The sequence below is a fragment of the Proteus sp. ZN5 genome, assembly GCF_011046025.1.
Lineage (GTDB): Bacteria > Pseudomonadota > Gammaproteobacteria > Enterobacterales > Enterobacteriaceae > Proteus.
The window spans coordinates 1435507-1457973 of sequence record NZ_CP047639.1 but is presented as its reverse complement, the minus strand read 5'-3'; the positions used below and the strand labels follow the sequence as shown (position 1 = coordinate 1457973).

General features: G+C 41.4%; 15 protein-coding genes, 1 tRNA gene and 2 rRNA genes. 8 read left to right on the top strand and 10 right to left on the bottom strand.

The genetic code is table 11. The features are described from left to right. Positions 1–85 precede the first annotated feature (85 nt). From GTK47_RS06600 to gmhB, 4 genes are all read right to left on the bottom strand, one after another. Positions 86–3099 (bottom strand): 23S ribosomal RNA (locus tag GTK47_RS06600). 344 nt (positions 3100–3443) lie between these two features. Next, a tRNA-Glu gene (locus tag GTK47_RS06595) sits at positions 3444–3519 on the bottom strand. Between the two features lie 84 nt (positions 3520–3603). After that, positions 3604–5144: ribosomal RNA gene (locus GTK47_RS06590) — 16S ribosomal RNA — on the bottom strand. Together the 16S and 23S rRNA genes with 1 tRNA gene alongside form the textbook arrangement of a ribosomal RNA operon. Before the next feature lie 395 nt (positions 5145–5539). Then, positions 5540–6106 carry a D-glycero-beta-D-manno-heptose 1,7-bisphosphate 7-phosphatase gene (gene gmhB / locus GTK47_RS06585; RefSeq protein ID WP_165122500.1) on the bottom strand — a complete coding sequence of 189 codons (567 nt, stop codon included), beginning with the start codon at positions 6104–6106 and terminating at the stop codon, positions 5540–5542. Positions 6107–6298: 192 nt separating this feature from the next. Here gmhB and metN point away from each other — a divergent pair, with 192 nt between their 5' ends. From metN to GTK47_RS06550, 7 genes are all read left to right on the top strand, one after another. After that, a complete protein-coding gene (gene metN, locus GTK47_RS06580) occupies positions 6299–7330 on the top strand; it encodes a methionine ABC transporter ATP-binding protein MetN (RefSeq protein ID WP_088494714.1) in 1032 nt (343 codons plus the stop codon). After that, positions 7323–7976: a methionine ABC transporter permease MetI gene (locus GTK47_RS06575; protein ID WP_023582692.1), complete on the top strand. Its 654-nt coding sequence runs from the start codon at positions 7323–7325 to the stop codon at positions 7974–7976. Before metN ends, GTK47_RS06575 begins: the two co-directional genes overlap by 8 nt. 66 nt (positions 7977–8042) lie before the next feature. Further along, complete coding sequence (locus tag GTK47_RS06570; RefSeq protein ID WP_165122499.1) at positions 8043–8858, top strand: MetQ/NlpA family lipoprotein; 816 nt, start codon at positions 8043–8045, stop codon at positions 8856–8858. Positions 8859–8988: 130 nt separating this feature from the next. Next, positions 8989–9399 carry an Rcs stress response system protein RcsF gene (rcsF, locus tag GTK47_RS06565; RefSeq protein WP_165122498.1) on the top strand — a complete coding sequence of 137 codons (411 nt, stop codon included), beginning with the start codon at positions 8989–8991 and terminating at the stop codon, positions 9397–9399. After that, complete coding sequence (gene tsaA, locus GTK47_RS06560; RefSeq protein ID WP_165122497.1) at positions 9396–10103, top strand: tRNA (N6-threonylcarbamoyladenosine(37)-N6)-methyltransferase TrmO; 708 nt, start codon at positions 9396–9398, stop codon at positions 10101–10103. Before rcsF ends, tsaA begins: the two co-directional genes overlap by 4 nt. Before the next feature lie 481 nt (positions 10104–10584). Beyond that, positions 10585–12300: a proline--tRNA ligase gene (proS, locus tag GTK47_RS06555; protein ID WP_165122496.1), complete on the top strand. Its 1716-nt coding sequence runs from the start codon at positions 10585–10587 to the stop codon at positions 12298–12300. Between the two features lie 353 nt (positions 12301–12653). Further along, positions 12654–13049 (top strand): YceK/YidQ family lipoprotein, encoded by a 396-nt coding sequence (locus tag GTK47_RS06550; RefSeq protein ID WP_165122495.1) that lies wholly within the window; start codon positions 12654–12656, stop codon positions 13047–13049. 326 nt (positions 13050–13375) lie between these two features. Here GTK47_RS06550 and nlpE read toward each other — a convergent pair whose 3' ends face one another. After that, positions 13376–14056 (bottom strand): envelope stress response activation lipoprotein NlpE, encoded by a 681-nt coding sequence (gene nlpE, locus GTK47_RS06545; protein WP_088494710.1) that lies wholly within the window; start codon positions 14054–14056, stop codon positions 13376–13378. A 262-nt stretch (positions 14057–14318) separates the two neighbouring features. Between nlpE and rof the strand changes: the two genes are divergently transcribed. Further along, positions 14319–14579, top strand: coding sequence for a Rho-binding antiterminator (gene rof / locus GTK47_RS06540; RefSeq protein ID WP_099074397.1), 261 nt, complete (start codon positions 14319–14321; stop codon positions 14577–14579). A gap of 33 nt (positions 14580–14612) precedes the next feature. On the opposite strand, the gene tilS is transcribed toward rof, so the two are convergent. The 5 genes from tilS to dnaE form a co-directional block, all read right to left on the bottom strand. Then, positions 14613–15944: a tRNA lysidine(34) synthetase TilS gene (tilS, locus tag GTK47_RS06535; RefSeq protein WP_165122494.1), complete on the bottom strand. Its 1332-nt coding sequence runs from the start codon at positions 15942–15944 to the stop codon at positions 14613–14615. A gap of 36 nt (positions 15945–15980) precedes the next feature. Continuing rightward, positions 15981–16874 carry a DMT family transporter gene (locus GTK47_RS06530; RefSeq protein WP_165122493.1) on the bottom strand — a complete coding sequence of 298 codons (894 nt, stop codon included), beginning with the start codon at positions 16872–16874 and terminating at the stop codon, positions 15981–15983. Between the two features lie 148 nt (positions 16875–17022). Continuing rightward, the gene (locus GTK47_RS06525; RefSeq protein ID WP_165122492.1) at positions 17023–17766 is read right to left on the bottom strand and encodes an SDR family oxidoreductase; all 744 of its coding nucleotides are present in this window, start codon (positions 17764–17766) and stop codon (positions 17023–17025) included. Positions 17767–18004: 238 nt separating this feature from the next. Next, positions 18005–18964 (bottom strand): acetyl-CoA carboxylase carboxyl transferase subunit alpha, encoded by a 960-nt coding sequence (gene accA, locus GTK47_RS06520; protein WP_165122491.1) that lies wholly within the window; start codon positions 18962–18964, stop codon positions 18005–18007. A 12-nt stretch (positions 18965–18976) separates the two neighbouring features. Beyond that, positions 18977–22459 carry a DNA polymerase III subunit alpha gene (gene dnaE / locus GTK47_RS06515; protein ID WP_165122490.1) on the bottom strand — a complete coding sequence of 1161 codons (3483 nt, stop codon included), beginning with the start codon at positions 22457–22459 and terminating at the stop codon, positions 18977–18979. Positions 22460–22467: the final 8 nt, after the last annotated feature.

The window sequence follows — 22467 nt, the reverse complement described above, 5'->3', positions numbered from 1 at the left end:
TTCGGTCAGTCGCCAGCAATATCAATCTTAAACAAGCTTACTTCATCTACTGTTTGTCTCTCAGACAAAACACCTTCGGTGTTGTCAGGTTAAGCCTCACGGTTCATTAGTACTGGTTAGCTCAACGTATCGCTACGCTTACACACCCAGCCTATCAACGTCTTAGTCTTAAACGTTCCTTTAGGTCACTCAAGGTGACAGGGAAGACTCATCTCGAGGCAAGTTTCCCGCTTAGATGCTTTCAGCGGTTATCTCTTCCGCACTTAGCTACCGGGCAATGCCATTGGCATGACAACCCGAACACCAGTGGTGCGTTCACTCCGGTCCTCTCGTACTAGGAGCAACCCCTCTCAATCTTCCAACGCCCACGGCAGATAGGGACCGAACTGTCTCACGACGTTCTAAACCCAGCTCGCGTACCACTTTAAATGGCGAACAGCCATACCCTTGGGACCTACTTCAGCCCCAGGATGTGATGAGCCGACATCGAGGTGCCAAACACCGCCGTCGATATGAACTCTTGGGCGGTATCAGCCTGTTATCCCCGGAGTACCTTTTATCCGTTGAGCGATGGCCCTTCCATTCAGAACCACCGGATCACTAAGACCTACTTTCGTACCTGCTCGAGCCGTCACTCTCACAGTCAAGCTGGCTTATGCCTTTGCACTAACCGCATGATGTCCGACCATGCTTAGCCAACCTTCGTGCTCCTCCGTTACTCTTTAGGAGGAGACCGCCCCAGTCAAACTACCCACCAGACACGGTCCCCGATCCAGATTATGGACCTAGGTTAGAACATCAAACGTTAAAGGGTGGTATTTCAAGGTTGACTCCATGCAGACTGGCGTCCACACTTCATAGTCTCCCACCTATCCTACACATCAAGGCTCAATGTTCAGTGTCAAGCTATAGTAAAGGTTCACGGGGTCTTTCCGTCTTGCCGCGGGTACACTGCATCTTCACAGCGAGTTCAATTTCACTGAGTCTCGGGTGGAGACAGCCTGGCCATCATTACGCCATTCGTGCAGGTCGGAACTTACCCGACAAGGAATTTCGCTACCTTAGGACCGTTATAGTTACGGCCGCCGTTTACTGGGGCTTCGATCAAGAGCTTCTCCCTAAGGATAACCCCATCAATTAACCTTCCAGCACCGGGCAGGCGTCACACCGTATACGTCCACTTTCGTGTTTGCACAGTGCTGTGTTTTTAATAAACAGTTGCAGCCAGCTGGTATCTTCGACTGGCTTCGGCTCCGTCCGCAAGGGACTTCACTTACCGCCAGCGTGCCTTCTCCCGAAGTTACGGCACCATTTTTGCCTAGTTCCTTCACCCGAGTTCTCTCAAGCGCCTGAGTATTCTCTACCTGACCACCTGTGTCGGTTTGGGGTACGATTGTTGGTAACCTGAAGCTTAGAGGCTTTTTCCTGGAAGCAGGGCATCAATTGCTTCACCACCTTAGTGGTTCGTCATCACACCTCAGCATTAAGTGACCGGATTTGCCTAATCACTCTGCCTACATGCTTGAACCGGGACGACCGTCGCCCGGACAACCTAGCCTTCTCCGTTCCCCATCGCAGTTACCACCAGTACGGGAATATTAACCCGTTTCCCATCGACTACGCTTTTTCAGCCTCGCCTTAGGGGTCGACTCACCCTGCCCCGATTAACGTTGGACAGGAACCCTTGGTCTTCCGGCGTGCGGGTTTTTTTCACCCGCATTATCGTTACTTATGTCAGCATTCGCACTTCTGATACCTCCAGCATGCCTCACAGCACACCTTCGCAGGCTTACAGAACGCTCCCCTACCCAACAACACATAAGTGTCGCTGCCGCAGCTTCGGTGCATGGTTTAGCCCCGTTACATCTTCCGCGCGGGCCGACTCGACCAGTGAGCTATTACGCTTTCTTTAAATGATGGCTGCTTCTAAGCCAACATCCTGGCTGTCTGAGCCTTCCCACTTCGTTTCCCACTTAACCATGACTTTGGGACCTTAGCTGGCGGTCTGGGTTGTTTCCCTCTTCACGACGGACGTTAGCACCCGCCGTGTGTCTCCCGTGATAACATTCTTCGGTATTCGCAGTTTGCATCGAGTTGGTAAGTCGGGATGACCCCCTAGTCGAAACAGTGCTCTACCCCCGAAGATGAGTTCACGAGGCGCTACCTAAATAGCTTTCGGGGAGAACCAGCTATCTCCCGGTTTGATTGGCCTTTCACCCCCATCCACAAGTCATCCGCTAATTTTTCAACATTAGTCGGTTCGGTCCTCCAGTTAGTGTTACCCAACCTTCAACCTGCCCATGGATAGATCACCGGGTTTCGGGTCTATACCCTGCAACTCATTCGCCCAGTTAAGACTCGGTTTCCCTACGGCTCCCCTATACGGTTAACCTTGCTACAGAATATAAGTCGCTGACCCATTATACAAAAGGTACGCAGTCACCCCACCACTAAGCCTCCTCTGCTTGATTTTGTTGGTTGAACGTCGCATTCGCTCCGTCTACCGCACATTATCATGCAAAAGAATCGCTGTGAGTTCACCACTAGCTTAGTGGTGGGGCTCCTACTGCTTGTACGTACACGGTTTCAGGTTCTTTTTCACTCCCCTCGCCGGGGTTCTTTTCGCCTTTCCCTCACGGTACTGGTTCACTATCGGTCAATCAGGAGTATTTAGCCTTGGAGGATGGTCCCCCCCATATTCAGACAGGATAACACGTGTCCCGCCCTACTCGTCGAGTTCACAATAACAGCATCTTCAGATACGGGGCTATCACCCTTTACTGCCGGACTTTCCAGACCGTTCTCCTGATGCTGCTATTGATTAAGACTCTGGGCTGTTCCCCGTTCGCTCGCCGCTACTAGGGGAATCTCGGTTGATTTCTTTTCCTCGGGGTACTGAGATGTTTCAGTTCTCCCGGTTCGCTTCATGACGCTATGTATTCACGTCATGATAATATCCATTGGATATTGGGTTTCCCCATTCGGAAATCGTCGGGTATAGCGGTTCATATCACCTTACCGACGCTTATCGCAGATTAGCACGTCCTTCATCGCCTCTGATTGCCTAGGCATCCACCGTGTACGCTTATTCGCTTAACCTCACAACCCGAAGGTGTCTTCTAAAACGGATTGCTGCGCTTCATGATTTCGACGTTGGGCAGTGCTCGCAATGCTCACATACTTTGAGTATGCTCCGCTTGCTGTGCGCTGTCCGCCTTGAAATCATTTTGCTCGCATATCCTCTTTCTGAAGAGTACTTTCAGATTTGAGATTTTGAGAGACTCATCAATATACCTCGGTGATATATTGATTTGTTTTCAATTTCAGCTTGTTCCAGATTGTTAAAGAGCATAATAGGTAAAATAACTCATGCGAATTATCTTAACTATTCTCTGACTTTCATCAGACATAGTGTGGTACGCCTTTCACTCATACCGCGCAATTGGCGTCCCCTAGGGGATTCGAACCCCTGTTACCGCCGTGAAAGGGCGGTGTCCTAGGCCTCTAGACGAAGGGGACTTCAGTCAGCTTCGCAGACGCGCTTTTGCTCGTTCTTCATCAGACAATCTGTGTGAGCACTACACATAACACGTATCTCTTAGGTAAGGAGGTGATCCAACCGCAGGTTCCCCTACGGTTACCTTGTTACGACTTCACCCCAGTCATGAATCACAAAGTGGTAAGCGCCCTCCCGAAGGTTAAGCTACCTACTTCTTTTGCAACCCACTCCCATGGTGTGACGGGCGGTGTGTACAAGGCCCGGGAACGTATTCACCGTAGCATTCTGATCTACGATTACTAGCGATTCCGACTTCATGGAGTCGAGTTGCAGACTCCAATCCGGACTACGACAGACTTTATGAGTTCCGCTTGCTCTCGCGAGGTCGCTTCTCTTTGTATCTGCCATTGTAGCACGTGTGTAGCCCTACTGTAAGGGCCATGATGACTTGACGTCATCCCCACCTTCCTCCGGTTTATCACCGGCAGTCTCCTTTGAGTTCCCGCCATTACGCGCTGGCAACAAAGGATAAGGGTTGCGCTCGTTGCGGGACTTAACCCAACATTTCACAACACGAGCTGACGACAGCCATGCAGCACCTGTCTCAGAGTTCCCGAAGGCACTCCTCTATCTCTAAAGGATTCTCTGGATGTCAAGAGTAGGTAAGGTTCTTCGCGTTGCATCGAATTAAACCACATGCTCCACCGCTTGTGCGGGCCCCCGTCAATTCATTTGAGTTTTAACCTTGCGGCCGTACTCCCCAGGCGGTCGATTTAACGCGTTAGCTCCAGAAGCCACGGTTCAAGACCACAACCTCTAAATCGACATCGTTTACAGCGTGGACTACCAGGGTATCTAATCCTGTTTGCTCCCCACGCTTTCGCACCTGAGCGTCAGTCTTTGTCCAGGGGGCCGCCTTCGCCACCGGTATTCCTCCACATCTCTACGCATTTCACCGCTACACGTGGAATTCTACCCCCTCTACAAGACTCTAGCCAACCAGTTTCAGATGCAATTCCCAAGTTAAGCTCGGGGCTTTCACATCTGACTTAATTGACCGCCTGCGTGCGCTTTACGCCCAGTAATTCCGATTAACGCTTGCACCCTCCGTATTACCGCGGCTGCTGGCACGGAGTTAGCCGGTGCTTCTTCTGCGGGTAACGTCAATTGCTAAGAGTATTAATCTTAACACCTTCCTCCCCGCTGAAAGTACTTTACAACCCTAAGGCCTTCTTCATACACGCGGCATGGCTGCATCAGGCTTGCGCCCATTGTGCAATATTCCCCACTGCTGCCTCCCGTAGGAGTCTGGGCCGTGTCTCAGTCCCAGTGTGGCTGATCATCCTCTCAGACCAGCTAGAGATCGTCGCCTAGGTGAGCCATTACCTCACCTACTAGCTAATCCCATATGGGTTCATCCGATAGCGCAAGGTCCGAAGAGCCCCTGCTTTGGTCCGTAGACGTCATGCGGTATTAGCCACCGTTTCCAGTAGTTATCCCCCTCTATCGGGCAGATCCCCATACATTACTCACCCGTCCGCCGCTCGTCAGCAAGAAAGCAAGCTTTCTCCTGTTACCGCTCGACTTGCATGTGTTAGGCCTGCCGCCAGCGTTCAATCTGAGCCATGATCAAACTCTTCAATTAAAAGTGTTTGATGCTCAAAGAAATCGAAAACTTAGCTATTCATAAATGAATTACTTTTGTTGTTCACTCTTCAAGACTTGATACATCTAATATTTTAGAAGATATCGTCTCTGCGAGTGCCCACACAGATTGTCTGATAATTTGTTAAAGAGCAGTGCAACATTCGCTGCCGTTTCCGGTCTTCTGCGTTGTTGCGAGGAGGTGCATTCTACATCTTCCTCATTCAGTGTCAAGCGTTTATTTACAAGGCTTTTCACTTTTTTTCTTCGTTCTCTCAGTCAGTTCGCTTAGCGCCCTGTGCCGTGACAACGAGGACGCATTATAGGGAGTTTTCTGAGGCTGGCAATAGTTTTTTTAAAAAAAATGTTCGTTTGTTGGTAAATTAAACGAAGTGCCTATTTTTTGTGGCTTTTTAGCCATTTTGGCAAGTCTGCAAGGCTATCAAGAACAAAATCTGCACACTGTTGTGCCTCTTCAGTTATCTCTTTTCCTGTGCGAACAAGAATTTTATGACCCACTCCCGCAGCTTTTGCTGCCAACATATCTTCTTTTTTATCACCAACCATATAAGAAGAAGCCATATCGATGTTTAATTGTGTTTTTGCATCCATAAACATACCTGAGGCTGGTTTGCGACAATCACACTCTTTCTTATATTCATCTACAGTGGCTTCTGGATGATGAGGACAATAATAGATACCGTCTAAATCAACACCTCTATCAGCCAAAGACCAATCCATCCACTCTGTTAGATGTAAAAATTGATCTTCACTATAATAGCCACGACCAATGCCTGATTGGTTAGTCACTAATACCAAGGCATATCCCATAGCTTTTAATTCAGCCATTGCCTCAATAACACCATCGATAAATTCAAAGTTATCAATTTCAGACACATAACCATGATCTATATTAATAGTTCCATCGCGATCTAAGAAAATCGCAGAAATCCCCTTGCTCACAGCATTACTCCATTTAGATATTTTTATTAGTATCGCATGTTTCTTCTTATATAGAGAATGATATCCACGGCTTTCTTTCTTTATTACTCTTCAACTCTTTTTTATTGACTTAGCCGTCTAGACGCCTTAACATCTATTTTAACTCGGGCAGAATAGTCTCTATGTCCCATATCTACTTATATAAAGAAAAACATGATTAAACTGACGAATATAAACAAAGTGTTTAAGCAGGGAGAGCGTTCTATACAAGCGCTATCAAACATTAACCTGCATGTGCCTCAAGGGCAGATTTTTGGTGTTATCGGATCGTCAGGAGCGGGTAAAAGTACACTTATACGTTGTGTGAACATGTTAGAAAAACCAACTTCAGGTGAAGTACTTGTTGATGGTCGTGATCTAACTAAGTTATCTGATAAAGAATTAACAAAAGCACGTCGCGGTATTGGTATGATTTTCCAACATTTCAACTTACTGTCTTCCCGTACAGTGTTTGATAATGTGGCACTGCCATTAGAACTTGATAGTACACCTCGTGCTGAAATTAATAAGCGCGTTAATGAATTACTTGAACTAGTCGGTTTGTCAGATAAAAAAGAATATTACCCAGCAAACTTATCTGGCGGGCAAAAGCAACGTGTTGCAATTGCACGCGCACTAGCAAATTCACCAAACGTTTTATTGTGTGATGAAGCAACTAGCGCACTTGATCCAGCGACAACACGCTCTATTTTAGAATTATTAAAAGACATTAATCGTCGTTTAGGCCTCACTATTTTATTAATCACTCATGAAATGGATGTTGTAAAACGCATTTGTGATCAGGTTGCAGTAATAAGTGGTGGTGAATTAGTTGAAAGTGATGCCGTGAGTGAAGTTTTCTCTCATCCCAAAACACCTGTTTCTCAGGCTTTTATTCAATCAACACTACAATTGGATATTCCTGAAGATTACAAAGAACGAATGAAACCCGAGTGGGAAGAAGGTTTATTCCCATTATTGAAACTTGAATTTAACGGTCAATCAGTTGATGCACCATTAATGTCCATCGTTGCCCGCCGTTTTGACGCAGATATTAATATATTAAGTTCACAAATGGACTATGCCGGTGGAGTGAAGTTTGGCGTGATGTTAGCTGAATTACACGGTAAGAATGGTAATACTGAAAAATCGATCGCATTTTTAGAAGAGCATCATGTGAAAGTAGAGGTTCTCGGTTATGTCTGAAGGAATGGTTTATTTATTAATTAGTGGGATCTGGGAAACCTTAGTCATGACCTTCGTTTCAGGCTTCTTTGGTTTTGTTATTGGACTGCCGCTTGGCGTTTTACTTTATGTCACACGCCCTGAACAAATTATGGCAAATCCACCTGCCTATCGTGTTATCTCAGCACTTGTGAATATTTTTAGGGCTATTCCTTTTATTATCTTACTTGTATGGATGATCCCTTTTACTCGTTTGGTTGTAGGAACATCTATTGGCTTGCAAGCAGCTATCGTGCCATTAACTGTTGCAGCAGCGCCTTTTATTGCTCGTATGGTCGAAAATACGCTATTGGAAATCCCACAAGGATTAATTGAAGCATCTCGTTCTATGGGTGCAACACCAATGCAAATTATTAAGAAAATTTTATTACCAGAATCTTTACCAGGCTTGATTAATGCTGCAACTATTACACTGATTACATTAGTGGGTTACTCTGCAATGGGTGGTGCTGTTGGTGCAGGTGGTTTAGGTCAAATTGGTTATCAATATGGTTACGTTGGCTATAATGCAACTGTGATGAATATTGTGATTGTTCTACTCGTTATTCTTGTTTTTATCATTCAGTTTTTCGGCGATCGCTTAGTGAAGCTGACAACACATAAATAATTAGATTGAAGGTTTCAATTATTAAATCGAAACCTTTAAATTAACGGATCAAGTAAGGGTAAATGTATGTCATTGAAATTTAAATCGCTCGCAGTCGTAAGTGCTTTAGTTGGCGCATTAGCATTAGCTGGTTGTGGTGAAAAAGAAAAAGATCCAAACCATATTCGTGTTGGTGTTATTTCTGGCTCTGAACAACAAGTTGCCGAAGTAGCAAAACAAGTTGCTAAAGATAAATTCGGTCTTGATGTAGAACTCGTTACTTTCAATGACTTCGTAATGCCGAATGAATCATTAAGTCGTGGCGATATCGATCTTAATGCATTCCAACACAAACCTTATTTAGATCAGCAAATTAAAGATCGTAACTTCAAAATTACAGCCGTAGGAAATACCTTTATTTATCCTATCGCAGGTTACTCTAAAAAAATTACTGATTTAACCGATTTACCAGATGGCGCTCAAGTTGCTATTCCTAACGATCCAACTAACTTAGGCCGTTCACTACTGTTATTAGAAAAAGTAGGATTAATTAAGCTAGAAGACGGTGTAGGCCTATTACCAACTAAGCTTGATATTGTTGAGAATCCTAAAAAACTACAGTTAGTAGAATTAGAAGCGCCTCAATTACCACGTTCATTAGATGATCAAAAAATCTATTTAGCGGTAATCAATACTACTTATGCAAGCCAAGTAAACTTAACGCCAGCAAAAGACGGTATTTTTGTTGAAGATAAAGACTCTCCATATGTAAATATCATTGTTGCGCGTGAAGACAATAAAGACAGTGAAAATGTGAAGAAATTTATCCAAGCTTACCAAACTGATGAAGTGGATAGTGCTGCAAATAAAATCTTTAACGGTGGTGCTGTAAAAGGCTGGTAATACGTTAAAATCTAACTTAATTATAAAAAAGGCGGACATTTGTTCGCCTTTCTCTTTTTTACTTGGCTAATTTGCATTAAATTAGTGCCGTTTAATTTTTGTATAGACAATAATAAAGAGGATATTACCCATGCACATGCGCTTGCTACTTATTGGCATCATGGCGCTGTTTATGACAGGCTGTTCAATGCAAAATTCATCTGATGTTGATCAGTCTAAATTTACGGATATGCGTTTAAATAAACCCGGGCAACCACAAAAACCAAAGTCACAAACTTTGCCTTCTGTGCGTATTGTTGAGAAAACAGAAGATCTTCTAGGAGCACCTTTTAAAGATCTTGGTATTGTTGCTGGCGAGTCTTGTCGCCAAACATTACAGGATCCACCAGCAAGTTTACCTATTGCTAAAAAAAGAATGGCAACAAAAGCGGCCTACAAAAATGCGAATGCTGTTTTATTGCATGAATGCCAAATTGTCACAGGATTAGGTTGCTACCAATCCGCTATTTGTGAAGGCACAGCATTACTCATTACAAAATGAATACCTACCAAATGAATCCTATAGGGTATATTTCGAGCCCTTATAAAGAAAAATTTGCCGTTCCACGCCAACCTGGATTGATCCAGGATGGCGGCGGTCAACTTATTCTACATACACCTTATAATCACCCAGATGCAGTTCGAGGCTTAGAGCAATTTAGTCACCTTTGGTTGATCTTTGTGTTTCATCAAACAGCACAACAAGGTTGGCATCCTCTCGTTCGCCCTCCTAGATTAGGTGGAAATGCCAAAATTGGTATATTTGCAACCCGCTCAACCTTTCGCCCCAACCCAATTGGTATGTCATTGGTTGAATTGAAAAAAGTCAATAAGGACAACCAGTCTGTTATTTTAGAATTGGGTAGCCTTGATTTAGTGGATGGCACTCCTATTCTTGATATCAAACCTTATTTACCGTTTGCAGAGTCGCGCCCAAATGCGATTGCAGGGTTTGCACAAGAAGCACCTAGTAACGAAATGCCCGTTTTCTTTTCGCAAGTTGCATCAGAACAACTGCAACACTATGCCAATGAGTACCCTCATCTTTCTCGTTTTATTACCCAAGTATTACAGCAAGATCCTCGTCCTGCTTATAAAAAAGGCGAACAAAGTGATAGAATTTATGCGGTACACTTACTCGAATTTAATGTTCGCTGGCAAGTCAATGGACAACAGACACTTGTTCTTAGTATAGAACCGCGGTAACTTGCTATTATCTTCATTGATATTGCTATCATGAATCGTCTAATCTGAAAGTCATTCTCATATCTTTAGACAAATCAGATTGAAAAAAATGTTTTGCCCCTTTTGGCAGACCTAAGTCACTGGTAGACTAGAGCGTGTTGACCTTTGATGGTCGATTTTTATTCGAATTAAAAGCATTTTAGGCAAGGAGAGGGGCTTGTGCCGCTTAGTGAACTAGGCTAGCGCCTCTCAACGCAGAATAAAATGAGTGAAACGTCTTTTAATCGAACCCGTAGGGCTGTTTTTATTTTTAAGTGGTCATTGTTAATGTCAATCAATGCCCAAACTCAAAATAGTTGAATATGTTGCTTGTTTTATAAATTTCTTTTGCTGTAAAAATAAGCAGCAAAGATCAACACGCTCTAGAGTCTTTCTCTAATCATATTGATGTAGACTGGCGTGACAGTCAGCCTAAGTATTTTTGTTCTAATGGAACCTAATAATGCGTACTAGCCACTATTTGCTCTCTACTTTAAAAGAGACACCTGCTGATGCAGAAATTGTCAGCCATCAACTTATGCTTCGCGCAGGCATGATCCGTAAACTCGCTTCTGGTCTTTATGATTGGATGCCGACAGGGGTTCGTGTTCTAAGAAAAATTGAAAAAATTGTTCGTGAAGAGATGGACAACGCAGGATCACTTGAGATTTCAATGCCCGTTGTTCAACCCGCCGACTTATGGCTAGAAAGTGGTCGTTGGGAACAGTATGGCCCTGAATTACTGCGTTTTTCAGACAGAGGCGAGCGCCCATTTGTTTTAGGCCCAACTCACGAAGAAGTTGTTACTGATATTGTTCGTAATGAAATTACCTCTTACAAACAACTTCCACTGAATTTATATCAAATTCAAACTAAATTCCGCGACGAAGTACGCCCTCGTTTTGGTGTTATGCGTTCTCGCGAATTTATCATGAAAGACGCTTACTCTTTCCATATCTCTCAAGAGTCTTTACAAGAGACTTACGACAGAATGTATGAAGCCTACAGCAAAATTTTCTCACGTATTGGTTTAGATTTCCGTCCAGTACTTGCAGATACAGGCTCTATTGGTGGTAACGCCTCTCATGAATTCCAAGTTTTAGCTGACAGCGGTGAAGATGATATCGTCTTCTCTACAGGCTCTGACTATGCAGCCAATATCGAATTAGCAGAAGCAGTAATGCCTGCAACGCCACGTGCAGCTGCGACTGAAGAATTACGTTTAGTAGATACACCAAACGCTAAAACAATTGCTGAGTTAGTTGAACAATTCAATCTACCAATTGAAAAAACTGTTAAGACACTGATTGTTCATGGTACGAAAGAAAGTGGTCACCCATTAGTTGCATTATTAGTTCGTGGCGACCACGAGCTTAATGAAGTTAAAGCAGAAAAATGCGCTATCGTTGCTGCACCTTTAACTTTCGCTACTGAAGCTGAAATCCGCCAAGCTGTAAATGCAGGTCCAGGTTCATTAGGCCCAGTTAATCTGCCACTACCCGTTATTATGGATCGTTCTGTCTCTGTAATGAGTGATTTTGGTGCTGGTGCAAACGTTGATGGTAAACACTATTTTGGTATCAACTGGGAGCGTGACCTGCCTGTTGCTGAAATTGCTGATATCCGTAATGTTGTTGAAGGCGATCCAAGCCCAGACGGTAAAGGAACATTACTGATCAAACGTGGTATTGAAGTTGGTCATATTTTCCAGCTTGGCACAAAATACTCAGAAGCATTAAAAGCAACGGTACAAAATGAAGAAGGTCATAACCAAATTGTTACTATGGGTTGTTATGGTATCGGTGTAACTCGTATTGTTGCTGCCGCTATTGAACAAAACCATGATGCCCGCGGTATCATTTGGCCAGATGCGATTGTACCATTCCAAGTAGCTATTTTACCAATGAATATGCATCGTTCTTATCGTGTTAAAGAAGTTGCTGACAGACTTTATGACGAATTGCGTGCTCAAGGTATTGATGTTCTGTTTGATGACCGTAAAGAGCGCCCTGGTGTAATGTTTGCTGATATGGAACTTATCGGTATTCCACACACTATCGTGATTGGTGATCGTAATCTAGACAACAATCAAATCGAATATAAAGCGCGTCGTAGTGATGATAAATCACTAGTCAATGTTGACGATGTTGTTGCCTTTATTAAAGAACAACTCGCTTAATTATTAAGCCTCTTATTTTATGAGGCTTGATTGATAAATAACAAGCGTGTCCTCTCAGACACGCTTGTAACTATAATCAAAATAATATATCAATCGCCGATTACATCTTTTTTTATACGTTTCCTTCCGGCCCTAACTTCCAGAACAAAGTCATATACCGCTGACAAACACTCATTTCAATATATTGAGGTTCTTTGACACAAATCATTATAATCGCGCAGTTATCTATTTTTATCAGAATGATCTAGTAATAAATAGAAATTAAAACGAGTATGTTATTTATTATTTCATTATATAAATGGCTATTTTAACTCACTATTTTTCTATTATTTTAAATTTACATAGGAAATATTATGAAAAGACTCGGAGCAATAGTTGGTATTCTTTTTATATTATCTGGATGTGGAACATTAAATAGAGCAAAGAGTAGTAATGATTATTATCGAGGTACTGATACTGATGTCGAAGTTATTAATGAACCTTATATTTGGTTAGTTACTATGGGAATGTACCCTATATTCTCAATTATCAGTTTACCTATTGATATTGTCCTTGATACCGCCCTTCTTCCTGTTGATCATGTGATAAAAACCCAGAAAGAAAAGGCGCGCACCGAAGAGCGCAATAGACATAAACAAGAAACTGAAAGTATTTCAGATAATCAGCAACATTCAACGTTAACGCCTTCCACTGCTCCCTCTCCAGTTTCTCCTACTCATGAGCGCTGGCTAGAGAACAATACAAAATAAGTTATTATTGTAATATCTTTAAAATAATAGGTTATTTAAAATACATTACGAAAAGAAAATTATTTAGATAATGCAGTAATAGGAAATTTCTTTGATATATTAAAAATAAAATGTTTTTATACAAAGCAATTTAAAGAGATAGATGAATTAGAAAAATACTTTATGAATATATCAAGCACAATAATACTGCACAGATAAAATTAAAATGAAAAAGACTGAGTTCAGCTCAATACCGGACTCAGTCTTTACTCAACTCATTTTAACTGTCTAATAAACGCAAGGCTATTTAATAAGCGATTTTTTTATTAAAACAAAACCGCTAAAACTTAACTTCTACCACCACGATGGTTTCCGCAAGAGCCGTGGCGATTAAAACGAGGTTTATCATCTGTAACCACTAAAGCTCGATCATATTTACCATCTTCCATTGAAGGACGAATGCTGTAATAACCATTAACTTCAAGGTAAACAGGTGTTCCACCATCAACACCAGTTGAGAAATAGCCTTTTTCTAATTCAATACCATTTGCTGCGTAAACACGTCCTGATTGACAATCTTTAAATGTTCCAGCATCAGCAAAATAGGTAAACTCGCCAGCAAGCTGTTTAGGCTGAACCTTAGCTAAAGTATAATTCAGCTCTGAATTAATCACGTTACCATCAATATCAAGCATGACTAATTTATCTTCACGAGGTAAGTAATAGCTCTTCTCACCATAGCTATTAGTCAACGTCAGCTTATCTTTACCTAATACCCATGTTCCTGATTCAAAGAAACTACGTTTATCATCAGGTGAACCTTGATAGCTTTGCTCCATAACATAAGAGCCATCTTGATTAACAAGAATTGTCGTGTCGATACCAGAGCAATCGGCACAAGGCAGAATACTATTGTAAGTTTGGTCTACAATTTTCCCATCAAGTGATAAGCCAATGTTATTTTGGCAACCTGATAGTACAAATAACCCAGCAGCAACGGCTGCAAATAAAAGTTTTTTCCCCATCATCGACTCCCTACATTCTGGGTACTTTTTAATAAATCATTCTCAATAGGATTCTAACATTTTTTAAAATAAAAGGGGGCAATAAAACAAGCTTTAAGATAAATGCACCCATAATTGTTAATTATTTCTCAAATCACTTCGAATAAAGAATTATTTCAGAAAATTATTATAATAACTATTGTGCTCACATCGAATAACAGCATAATGATTTTATTCTGAATTATTCACTGGCGGCAACACCGCCACGAAAGAGTGGTGAGGGAATATGTCAACAAATACAGAATATCAACCAATTAACTGTGATGATTATGAGTATCTGGAGTTAGCATGCCAGCGTGGTTTAGCGCTCCATATTGAACTACATGATGGTGAGCTTATTGAAGGTGTCGCGGATGACCTTTTCTTAAGCAAGAAAGTTGAATACCTAAAAGTCAAAACGTCTGAAGGCTCTAAAGATTTACGACTGGATGTTATTGCCAGTTTTTCTAATCCCGAACTTGGGACAATCATTATAAAATCGGAATAACCGAATAAAGAACAACCGCCAATCGGCGGTTGTTCATTCATGAGCCTCTTGCCACTCAATAGTAATAGCGTGTTCTGATGTTGCTTTTCCCTCAAAAGTAACAAACGTATTAATAGCTGCAATTAACGTCTCATTATAATAAATCAAAGGAATTCTAGTTCTACGCCAAGGCGCAACTTCAAGCTCTTGCCAAATCTTTTTACTATGTCGAGCGTGCTCTCGTCCTACAATACGCAAAGATGCTTGTGTTAAACCAAAACGTACTGTGACTTTTTCATCACTAAGAGGCGCTCTAACGGTATTTTTTCCTGTTTCGGCTATGAGTGATAAAGCCCCTAGTCCATTAGGTAAATACAAAGGCTCAGTGAGCGACCACTCAATCATGCGATGAACCGGCTCTTGGATTATTGGAACTAGATAAAGACGCTGTTTATAGCGTCGAACGTCATCTTGATAAAATTGCAATCTAGGCTCAGCATCTTCTTTTGCTAAAGCAACCTCTTGCCATAATCGTAAAATTTGTTGTCTTGATGGCATGGTCTTATTGTGCTTAGCAAACCAGCGTCTCAATAAAGCATTACGTTTGATAACACTACAGTGGGCCAGTTGATTGATATCTAAACTATGCTCACTGTCCATTAAAGCATTAAGTTCAGAATCTAATAGTTCATCTAATAGTGCTTCTTGTTCACCACACAGAGCTGCACTTCGAGTCACTGCTTGAGAAAAGTGAGGCCATCGTTGAGCCAATAAGGGCATAACACGCAAGCGCAAAAAGTTACGATCATAACGGTCATCTTGATTACTATCGTCTTCTATCCAATCTAGCCCTTGTTCAGTAGCATAAGATTCGATTTGCTCACGCGTAATATTGAGTAATGGTCGAAGTAAATAGCTATTTTCAAATACCATTTTTGCTGGCATTGAAGAAAGCCCAGCAGGACCGCTCCCTCGCTTTAAAGCCAGTAAAAAGGTCTCGGCTTGATCATCTTGATGTTGAGCAGTCACTAACACTTGTTGTGGCTGTAAATATCGACGAAAGGCTTGGTAACGAGCCTCTCTTGCACCATTTTCAAGACCGCCTTCTTTAGGGTCTACATTCACTTTTTCACTGATAAAATCGACACACCACTGCTGACAACATTGTTCACAATGAGCAAGCCAGTCATCCGCTTTGATGTTTAATCCATGATGAATATAGATAGCCGTTAATTCTAAAGGTAATTGGAATTCATCACGTAAACGCACAAGCCCTTGTAATAAAACTGTGGAATCTACTCCACCACTAAAACCCACCAAAATTTTAGTGTAAGGATCAATTTGTTGTTTGATTTCTCTAAGGAGTAAGCCGTATTCCTGTTTCATCGCATCGTCATTTATCAGTGAATTCAGATGATTATGTTAAGCTTTTCTGCCCGATTTTGCACGAATACAAAGTATTCCTGCGATTAATACCAAACCCAGCCCTACTGCATAAGCAATAACAAAAGGATCATGAAATATAATGACTAACCAAATCATTGAAAGCACAGGCGAAAGGAAAACAACGGAAGCTATTTTAGTCGACTCACCACTATTCATGGCTTTAAACCATAAAATATAAGAGACACCATTGATTAATACACCATTTAAAATGATAGGAAGCCAAGATGAGCTATCAGGTAATTTAAACTCACCAAACATCAACATTAGAACCAATGAAACCAGTGTTGAAAAAACAAACAACCATACCGTACTCATGTAAGCATCAAGTGAAAATTGTTTGGAAAGTACAGACATTAATGCAAAACAAAAGGCTCCAGCAAAGACGAGTAATAAGGCTCGAGGATTGTCGACAGCAATTACTGTGATGTTTCCTTTGGTAAAGGTGATAATAACGGCAATAAAACCTAAAATAACTCCAATGATTTGCCCTAAAGCCAGCCTATCTTTCAGTAAAACAACTGATAATCCAATAATTAATAATGGCCAACTATACTGTATCACCAATACTGCGATGCCATTCTCTAATGTGTAACCGTAATAGAGCAATAAATAGAATAGACAATCTAACCCACCAAGAATAAACACTTTCCAATAGGTCGATTTAGACAAATTAAATAATTGTATTGGCGTTTTCTTCATAATAAGTGCAGTCAGAATAACTGCAATCATTGAGAAAACATTGGACCAGAATAAAAATTGAAAACTGTCTAAAGAAGCTTGCCCTATACGAGAAATAACGGGAATAAAACTCCAAATCAACACACATAATAATGCGTAGATAAGAGATCTTATGGTAATTGAGAGTGCCATATAAAAACCAAAATAGTTAATTTATTGTTAATAATTGTATTTTTGATAATAAAGCGTTTAAACAAAAAAGACAGTAAAGAATAGAAGTAAGAGGTAAATAAAAAATCAGCAGAATAGTGACTATTCTGCTTTATATTAAAAACACTATTTAAGCAGTAAAACCGCCATCGACTAAATAAGAGGCTCCAGTAACAAACGAAGCGGCATCACTAGCCAAAAATGCCACAACATTAGCGACCTCTTCTGGCGTACCGAGACGACCAATAGGATGCAGTGTCGCTAGCTTTTGCTTATCTAGCTCACGACCATCTAATAAAGGTGTATCGATATATCCCGGACAAACTGCATTAACACGAATACCTTTGCTTGCATAATCAATAGCAAGTGTTTGTGTCAGTAATTTAACACCGCCTTTTGATGCACAATAAGCAGGAAATTCATGTTGGCCAACAAAAGAACAAATCGAACTACAATTAACAATCGCACCTGATAGTTGGTTTTTCAGCCAATATTGAATTGCTGCACGATTAATCAGAAAGAGTCCATTAAGATTAACATCTAATACCCCTTTCCATTTTTCATACTCTAATTTATCTGCGATGTTATCGGTTAAAACACCAGCATTAGCAAAGATGAAATCCAATCGCCCATATTTGTTTACGACATAATCAATAAGTTGTTCGTTTTCTTTTTCATTTTTCACATCCATTTGTATAAATTCACCTAAAAGCCCTTTCTCTTTTAGGTGTTTTTCTGCTTTTTTGCCTCGTTCTAAATTACTGCCTGTGATCACAACTGATGCACCTAAGGATAAAAACTTTTCCGCAGAAGCCAAACCAATACCACTATTACCACCTGTAATAATTCCAACTTTACCATTAAACGATATCATCGCTTTTCCCTCATAAAAGAAGTAAATGACTCTATAAAATAATAGATATGACTAATTATTCTTTTAGTGAAAAAGTAAATTAATATTGTTTTTGAGATTAACTTAACATATTGATATATAATATATTACAGTTAATATCACTTGGTTTTATTGTCTTTTGAAGGGATAGTTCCAGGGATAAAAAAACCTCATGTTATCAACATGAGGCTCTCTTTTATTTTTGAATAGCATCACGCTATCAGCAGTAACCGTATTCCATTAAACGTTGGTAACGACGGTTTGTTAGCTCTTCTGAGTCAAATGCATCTAACTCTTCTAAGTCAGATTTAATTTGTGCTTTTAAAGACACTGCAATTTCATCATGATGACGATGTGCGCCACCTAAAGGCTCAGGAATAACCGTATCAATTAGCTTAAGCTCTTTTAAACGGTTTGCAGTGATCCCCATTGCTTCTGCTGCTAAAGGGGCTTTATCTGCACTTTTCCAAAGGATAGATGCACAACCTTCTGGTGAAATAACAGAATAGGTGCTGTATTGCAGCATATTCACTTTGTCGCCAACACCAATGGCTAACGCACCACCAGAACCACCCTCACCAATAACAGTACAGATGATTGGCACACCAAAGCGTGACATTTCACGTAAGTTACGTGCGATTGCTTCTGATTGGCCACGCTCTTCTGCACCCACTCCCGGATAAGCGCCCGGAGTATCAATAAAGGTGATAATAGGAAGATTAAAACGTTGTGCCATTTCCATTAAGCGAAGCGCTTTACGATAGCCTTCCGGCGCTGGCATACCAAAGTTACGGCGGATTTTCTCTTTTGTTTCACGCCCTTTCTGGTGCCCAATAACCATAACAGGACGACCGTCTAAACGCGCGATACCACCAACAATAGCTTTATCATCAGCATAAGCACGATCGCCTGCTAATTCTTGGAAGTCAGTAAAAATACGATGAATATAATCCAGTGTGTAAGGTCTTAATGGATGACGTGCAAGTTGTGCAACTTGCCATGCACCAAGATCAGAAAAAATCTTACGCGTTAGCTCTAGGCTTTTTTCTCTTAAGCGTGAAACTTCTTCATCGATATTAATATCAATTTTTTCATCATGTTGGCTAACTGCAGTTAGCGAATCAATTTTCGCTTCTAACTCGGCAATTGGCTGTTCAAAATCCAGAAAATTAAGACTCATAACATTCCTATTTTAGTCAAATTCTAATTCTACCTGCTCATTACCCAGCAGAGTTCGCAGATCCGTTAAAAGCATATCTGTTGGCGTTACACGCCAAGTCGCACCAAATCGTAAACGTGCACAGGCATCATGCTTTTCAAAATAAAGGTGAACCGGTATCGTACCTGAACGATGAGGTTCTAAAACGTCGCGAAGACGATTTAATAATTGCTCATTAATTTGCCTGTCCGATAATGAGATAGCAAGTCCTCGTGCATATTTTTCACGGGCTTCGTTGATATCCATAAGTTCGCGGACTGTCATTTTAAGCCCACCATTGAAATCATCAAAGCTGACCTGCCCAGTAGCAATTAAAATCTTGTCTTGTTCTAATAAATGTTGGTATTTATCCAATGCATCAGAAAATAACATAATTTCTAAGCGACCTGAACGATCATCTAAGGTACAAACGCCTATCCGATTTCCACGTTTCGTTGTAAATACTTTAGAAGCAAGGACTAAGCCTGCTACCTTCACCATTTGACCACGAGGTGTTGGTACTAAATCTTTTAGACGCGTTCCTGCCGCATATCGTTCAATTTCTTTTAAATAACGTGTGATCGGATGACCTGTTAAATATAAACCTAAAGTCTCGCGCTCACCTTCTAAAACGACTTGGTCTGGCCATTTAGGTATATTGGCATAAGAACGCTCAACTTGTTCAGGAGCTTCAGCTAACACACCGAACATGTCCGATTGCCCTATTGCTTCAGCTTTGGCATGTTGGTCTGCGGCTTTTAATGCATCTTCTAGTGAAGACATCAAAGCAGCACGATGAGGCCCCAGCTTATCGAATGCGCCTGACATTATCAGTTTTTCCATCACTCGGCGATTCAATTTTTTCGTTTCTGTTCTAGCACAGAGATCAAAAATATCTTTAAAGTGACCGCCTTGCTGACGCGCTTCTACAATTGCTTCAATCGGGCCTTCACCTACACCTTTAATGGCACCAATACCATAAACGATTTCACCTTCATCATTTACGTGGAAATGATAAAGACCACTATTAATATCAGGAGGGAGAACCTTTAAGCCCATTCTCCAACATTCATCAACCAATCCCACTACTTTTTCCGTGTTATCCATATCTGCCGTCATTACAGCAGCCATAAATTCAGCTGGATAGTGGGCTTTTAACCATAATGTTTGATAAGAAACTAATGCATACGCTGCTGAGTGTGATTTGTTAAATCCATAACCGGCGAATTTCTCCACCAAGTCAAAGATCCTCATAGCAAGCTCACCATCGACGCCGTTTTTGATAGCACCATCTTCAAAAACAGAGCGTTGCTTTGCCATCTCTTCAGGTTTTTTCTTACCCATAGCGCGTCGTAACATATCCGCGCCACCTAGTGTATATCCCGCAAGAACCTGTGCAATCTGCATAACTTGTTCTTGATATAGGATAACACCATAGGTTGGTTCTAGAACGGGCTGTAAGCTTTCATGTTGCCACTTAACATCAGGGTATGAAATCTCTTCAACACCATGTTTACGGTCGATAAAGTTATCTACCATGCCTGACTGCAATGGCCCCGGACGAAATAGAGCAACAAGTGCAATCATATCTTCAAAACAGTCAGGACGTAGACGTTTGATAAGATCTTTCATACCACGAGATTCCAATTGGAATACCGCAGTTGTTTCTGAACGCTGCAACATGTCAAAGCTGCGCTGATCCGTTAGTGGGATCGCTGAAATATCAACAGGCTCGAGTGACTTTTTAGCGCGCCGAGCATTAATCATCTCTAATGCCCAGTTAATAATGGTTAGTGTTCTTAAACCTAAGAAGTCAAATTTAACGAGACCGGCGTATTCAACGTCGTTCTTATCAAATTGTGTAACAGGGTTATTTCCCTCTGCATCACAATAAAGTGGCGCAAAATCGGTAATTTTCGTTGGTGATATAACGACACCACCCGCGTGCTTACCCGCATTACGTGTTACCCCTTCTAATTTACGAGCCATATCAATAAGAGATTTAACCTCTTCATCGGCTTCATAAATTTCAGGTAATTGAGGCTCAGCAGCAAACGCCTTTTCCAGCGTCATCCCCGGATCAGGAGGAACAAGTTTTGAAATTCTATCAACAAAACCGTAAGGGTGCCCTAAAACGCGGCCAACATCTCGAATAACCGCTTTCGCCGCCATCGTACCAAATGTAATGATCTGAGATACTGCATCTCGGCCGTACATTTCAGCAACGTGATCGATAACTCTATCGCGTTTTTCCATACAAAAATCGACGTCAAAGTCAGGCATCGAAACACGTTCAGGGTTAAGGAATCGTTCGAAAAGTAAGTCAAACTCAAGAGGATCGAGATCTGTGATTTTCAGTGAATAAGCCACTAGTGAACCAGCACCTGAACCTCGTCCAGGACCAACAGGAACACCATTATCTTTAGACCACTGAATAAACTCCATCACGATAAGGAAGTAACCAGGGAATCCCATTTGGTTAATCACTTTCAGCTCGATATCAAGACGCTCATCATATTCAGGACGTCTTTTTTGTCGCTCTTCAGGATCTGGAAATAAAAAAGCTAAACGCTCTTCCAAACCTTCTTGTGATTTTTTAACGAGGAAATCTTCTGTACTCATATCCCCTGTTGGGAATTGAGGAAGGAAGTATTCCCCTAAGCGGATCGTGACATTACAGCGTTTAGCGATTTCAACACTGTTTTCTAATGCTTCAGGTATATCAGCAAATAATTCACACATTTCTTCTTCTGTGCGCATATATTGCTGAGAGCTATAATTTTTAGGACGCTTAGGATCAGATAACGTAAATCCATCATGAATAGCGACACGAATTTCGTGTGCATCAAAATCATCACTATCAAGAAAACAGACATCATTGGTTGCAACAACAGGCAGACCTTTTTCAGAAGCCAGTGCAACAGCTTCATGAAGATAAGTTTCCTCATCTGTACGACCTGTACGGATCAGTTCTAGATAATAACTATCAGGAAAGTGAGTTTGATAATACTCAAGGCATTGATCGACTAAAGCTCGATTACCACGAAGTAGGAACTTCCCCACATCCCCCATTCTACCGCCTGAAAGTAACAAGAGCCCTTCTTTATAGGTTGTTAACCACTCTTGTTTAATCGTCGGTCCAACAGCACCGTAACCGTGTTTGTAAGCCTCTGAAATCAGTAAAGTGAGATTTTGGTACCCTATATTATTGCGTGCAAGAATAGTGAGATGAGCATATTCATCACCTAATAATTCTGTTTCAAGGTAAACATCAGCACCAATGATAGGCTTAATGCCAGCACCATGTGCAGCACCATAGAATTTCACTAGCCCACACAAGTTAGTAAAATCAGTAATTGCAAAAGCAGGCATTCCTAGCGAAGCCACTTTCTTCACAAGAGGCCCTGTTTTTGCCAATCCATCGATCATTGAATAATCGCTGTGTACCCTAAGATGGATAAAACGAGGATCTGCCATAGTGTTTA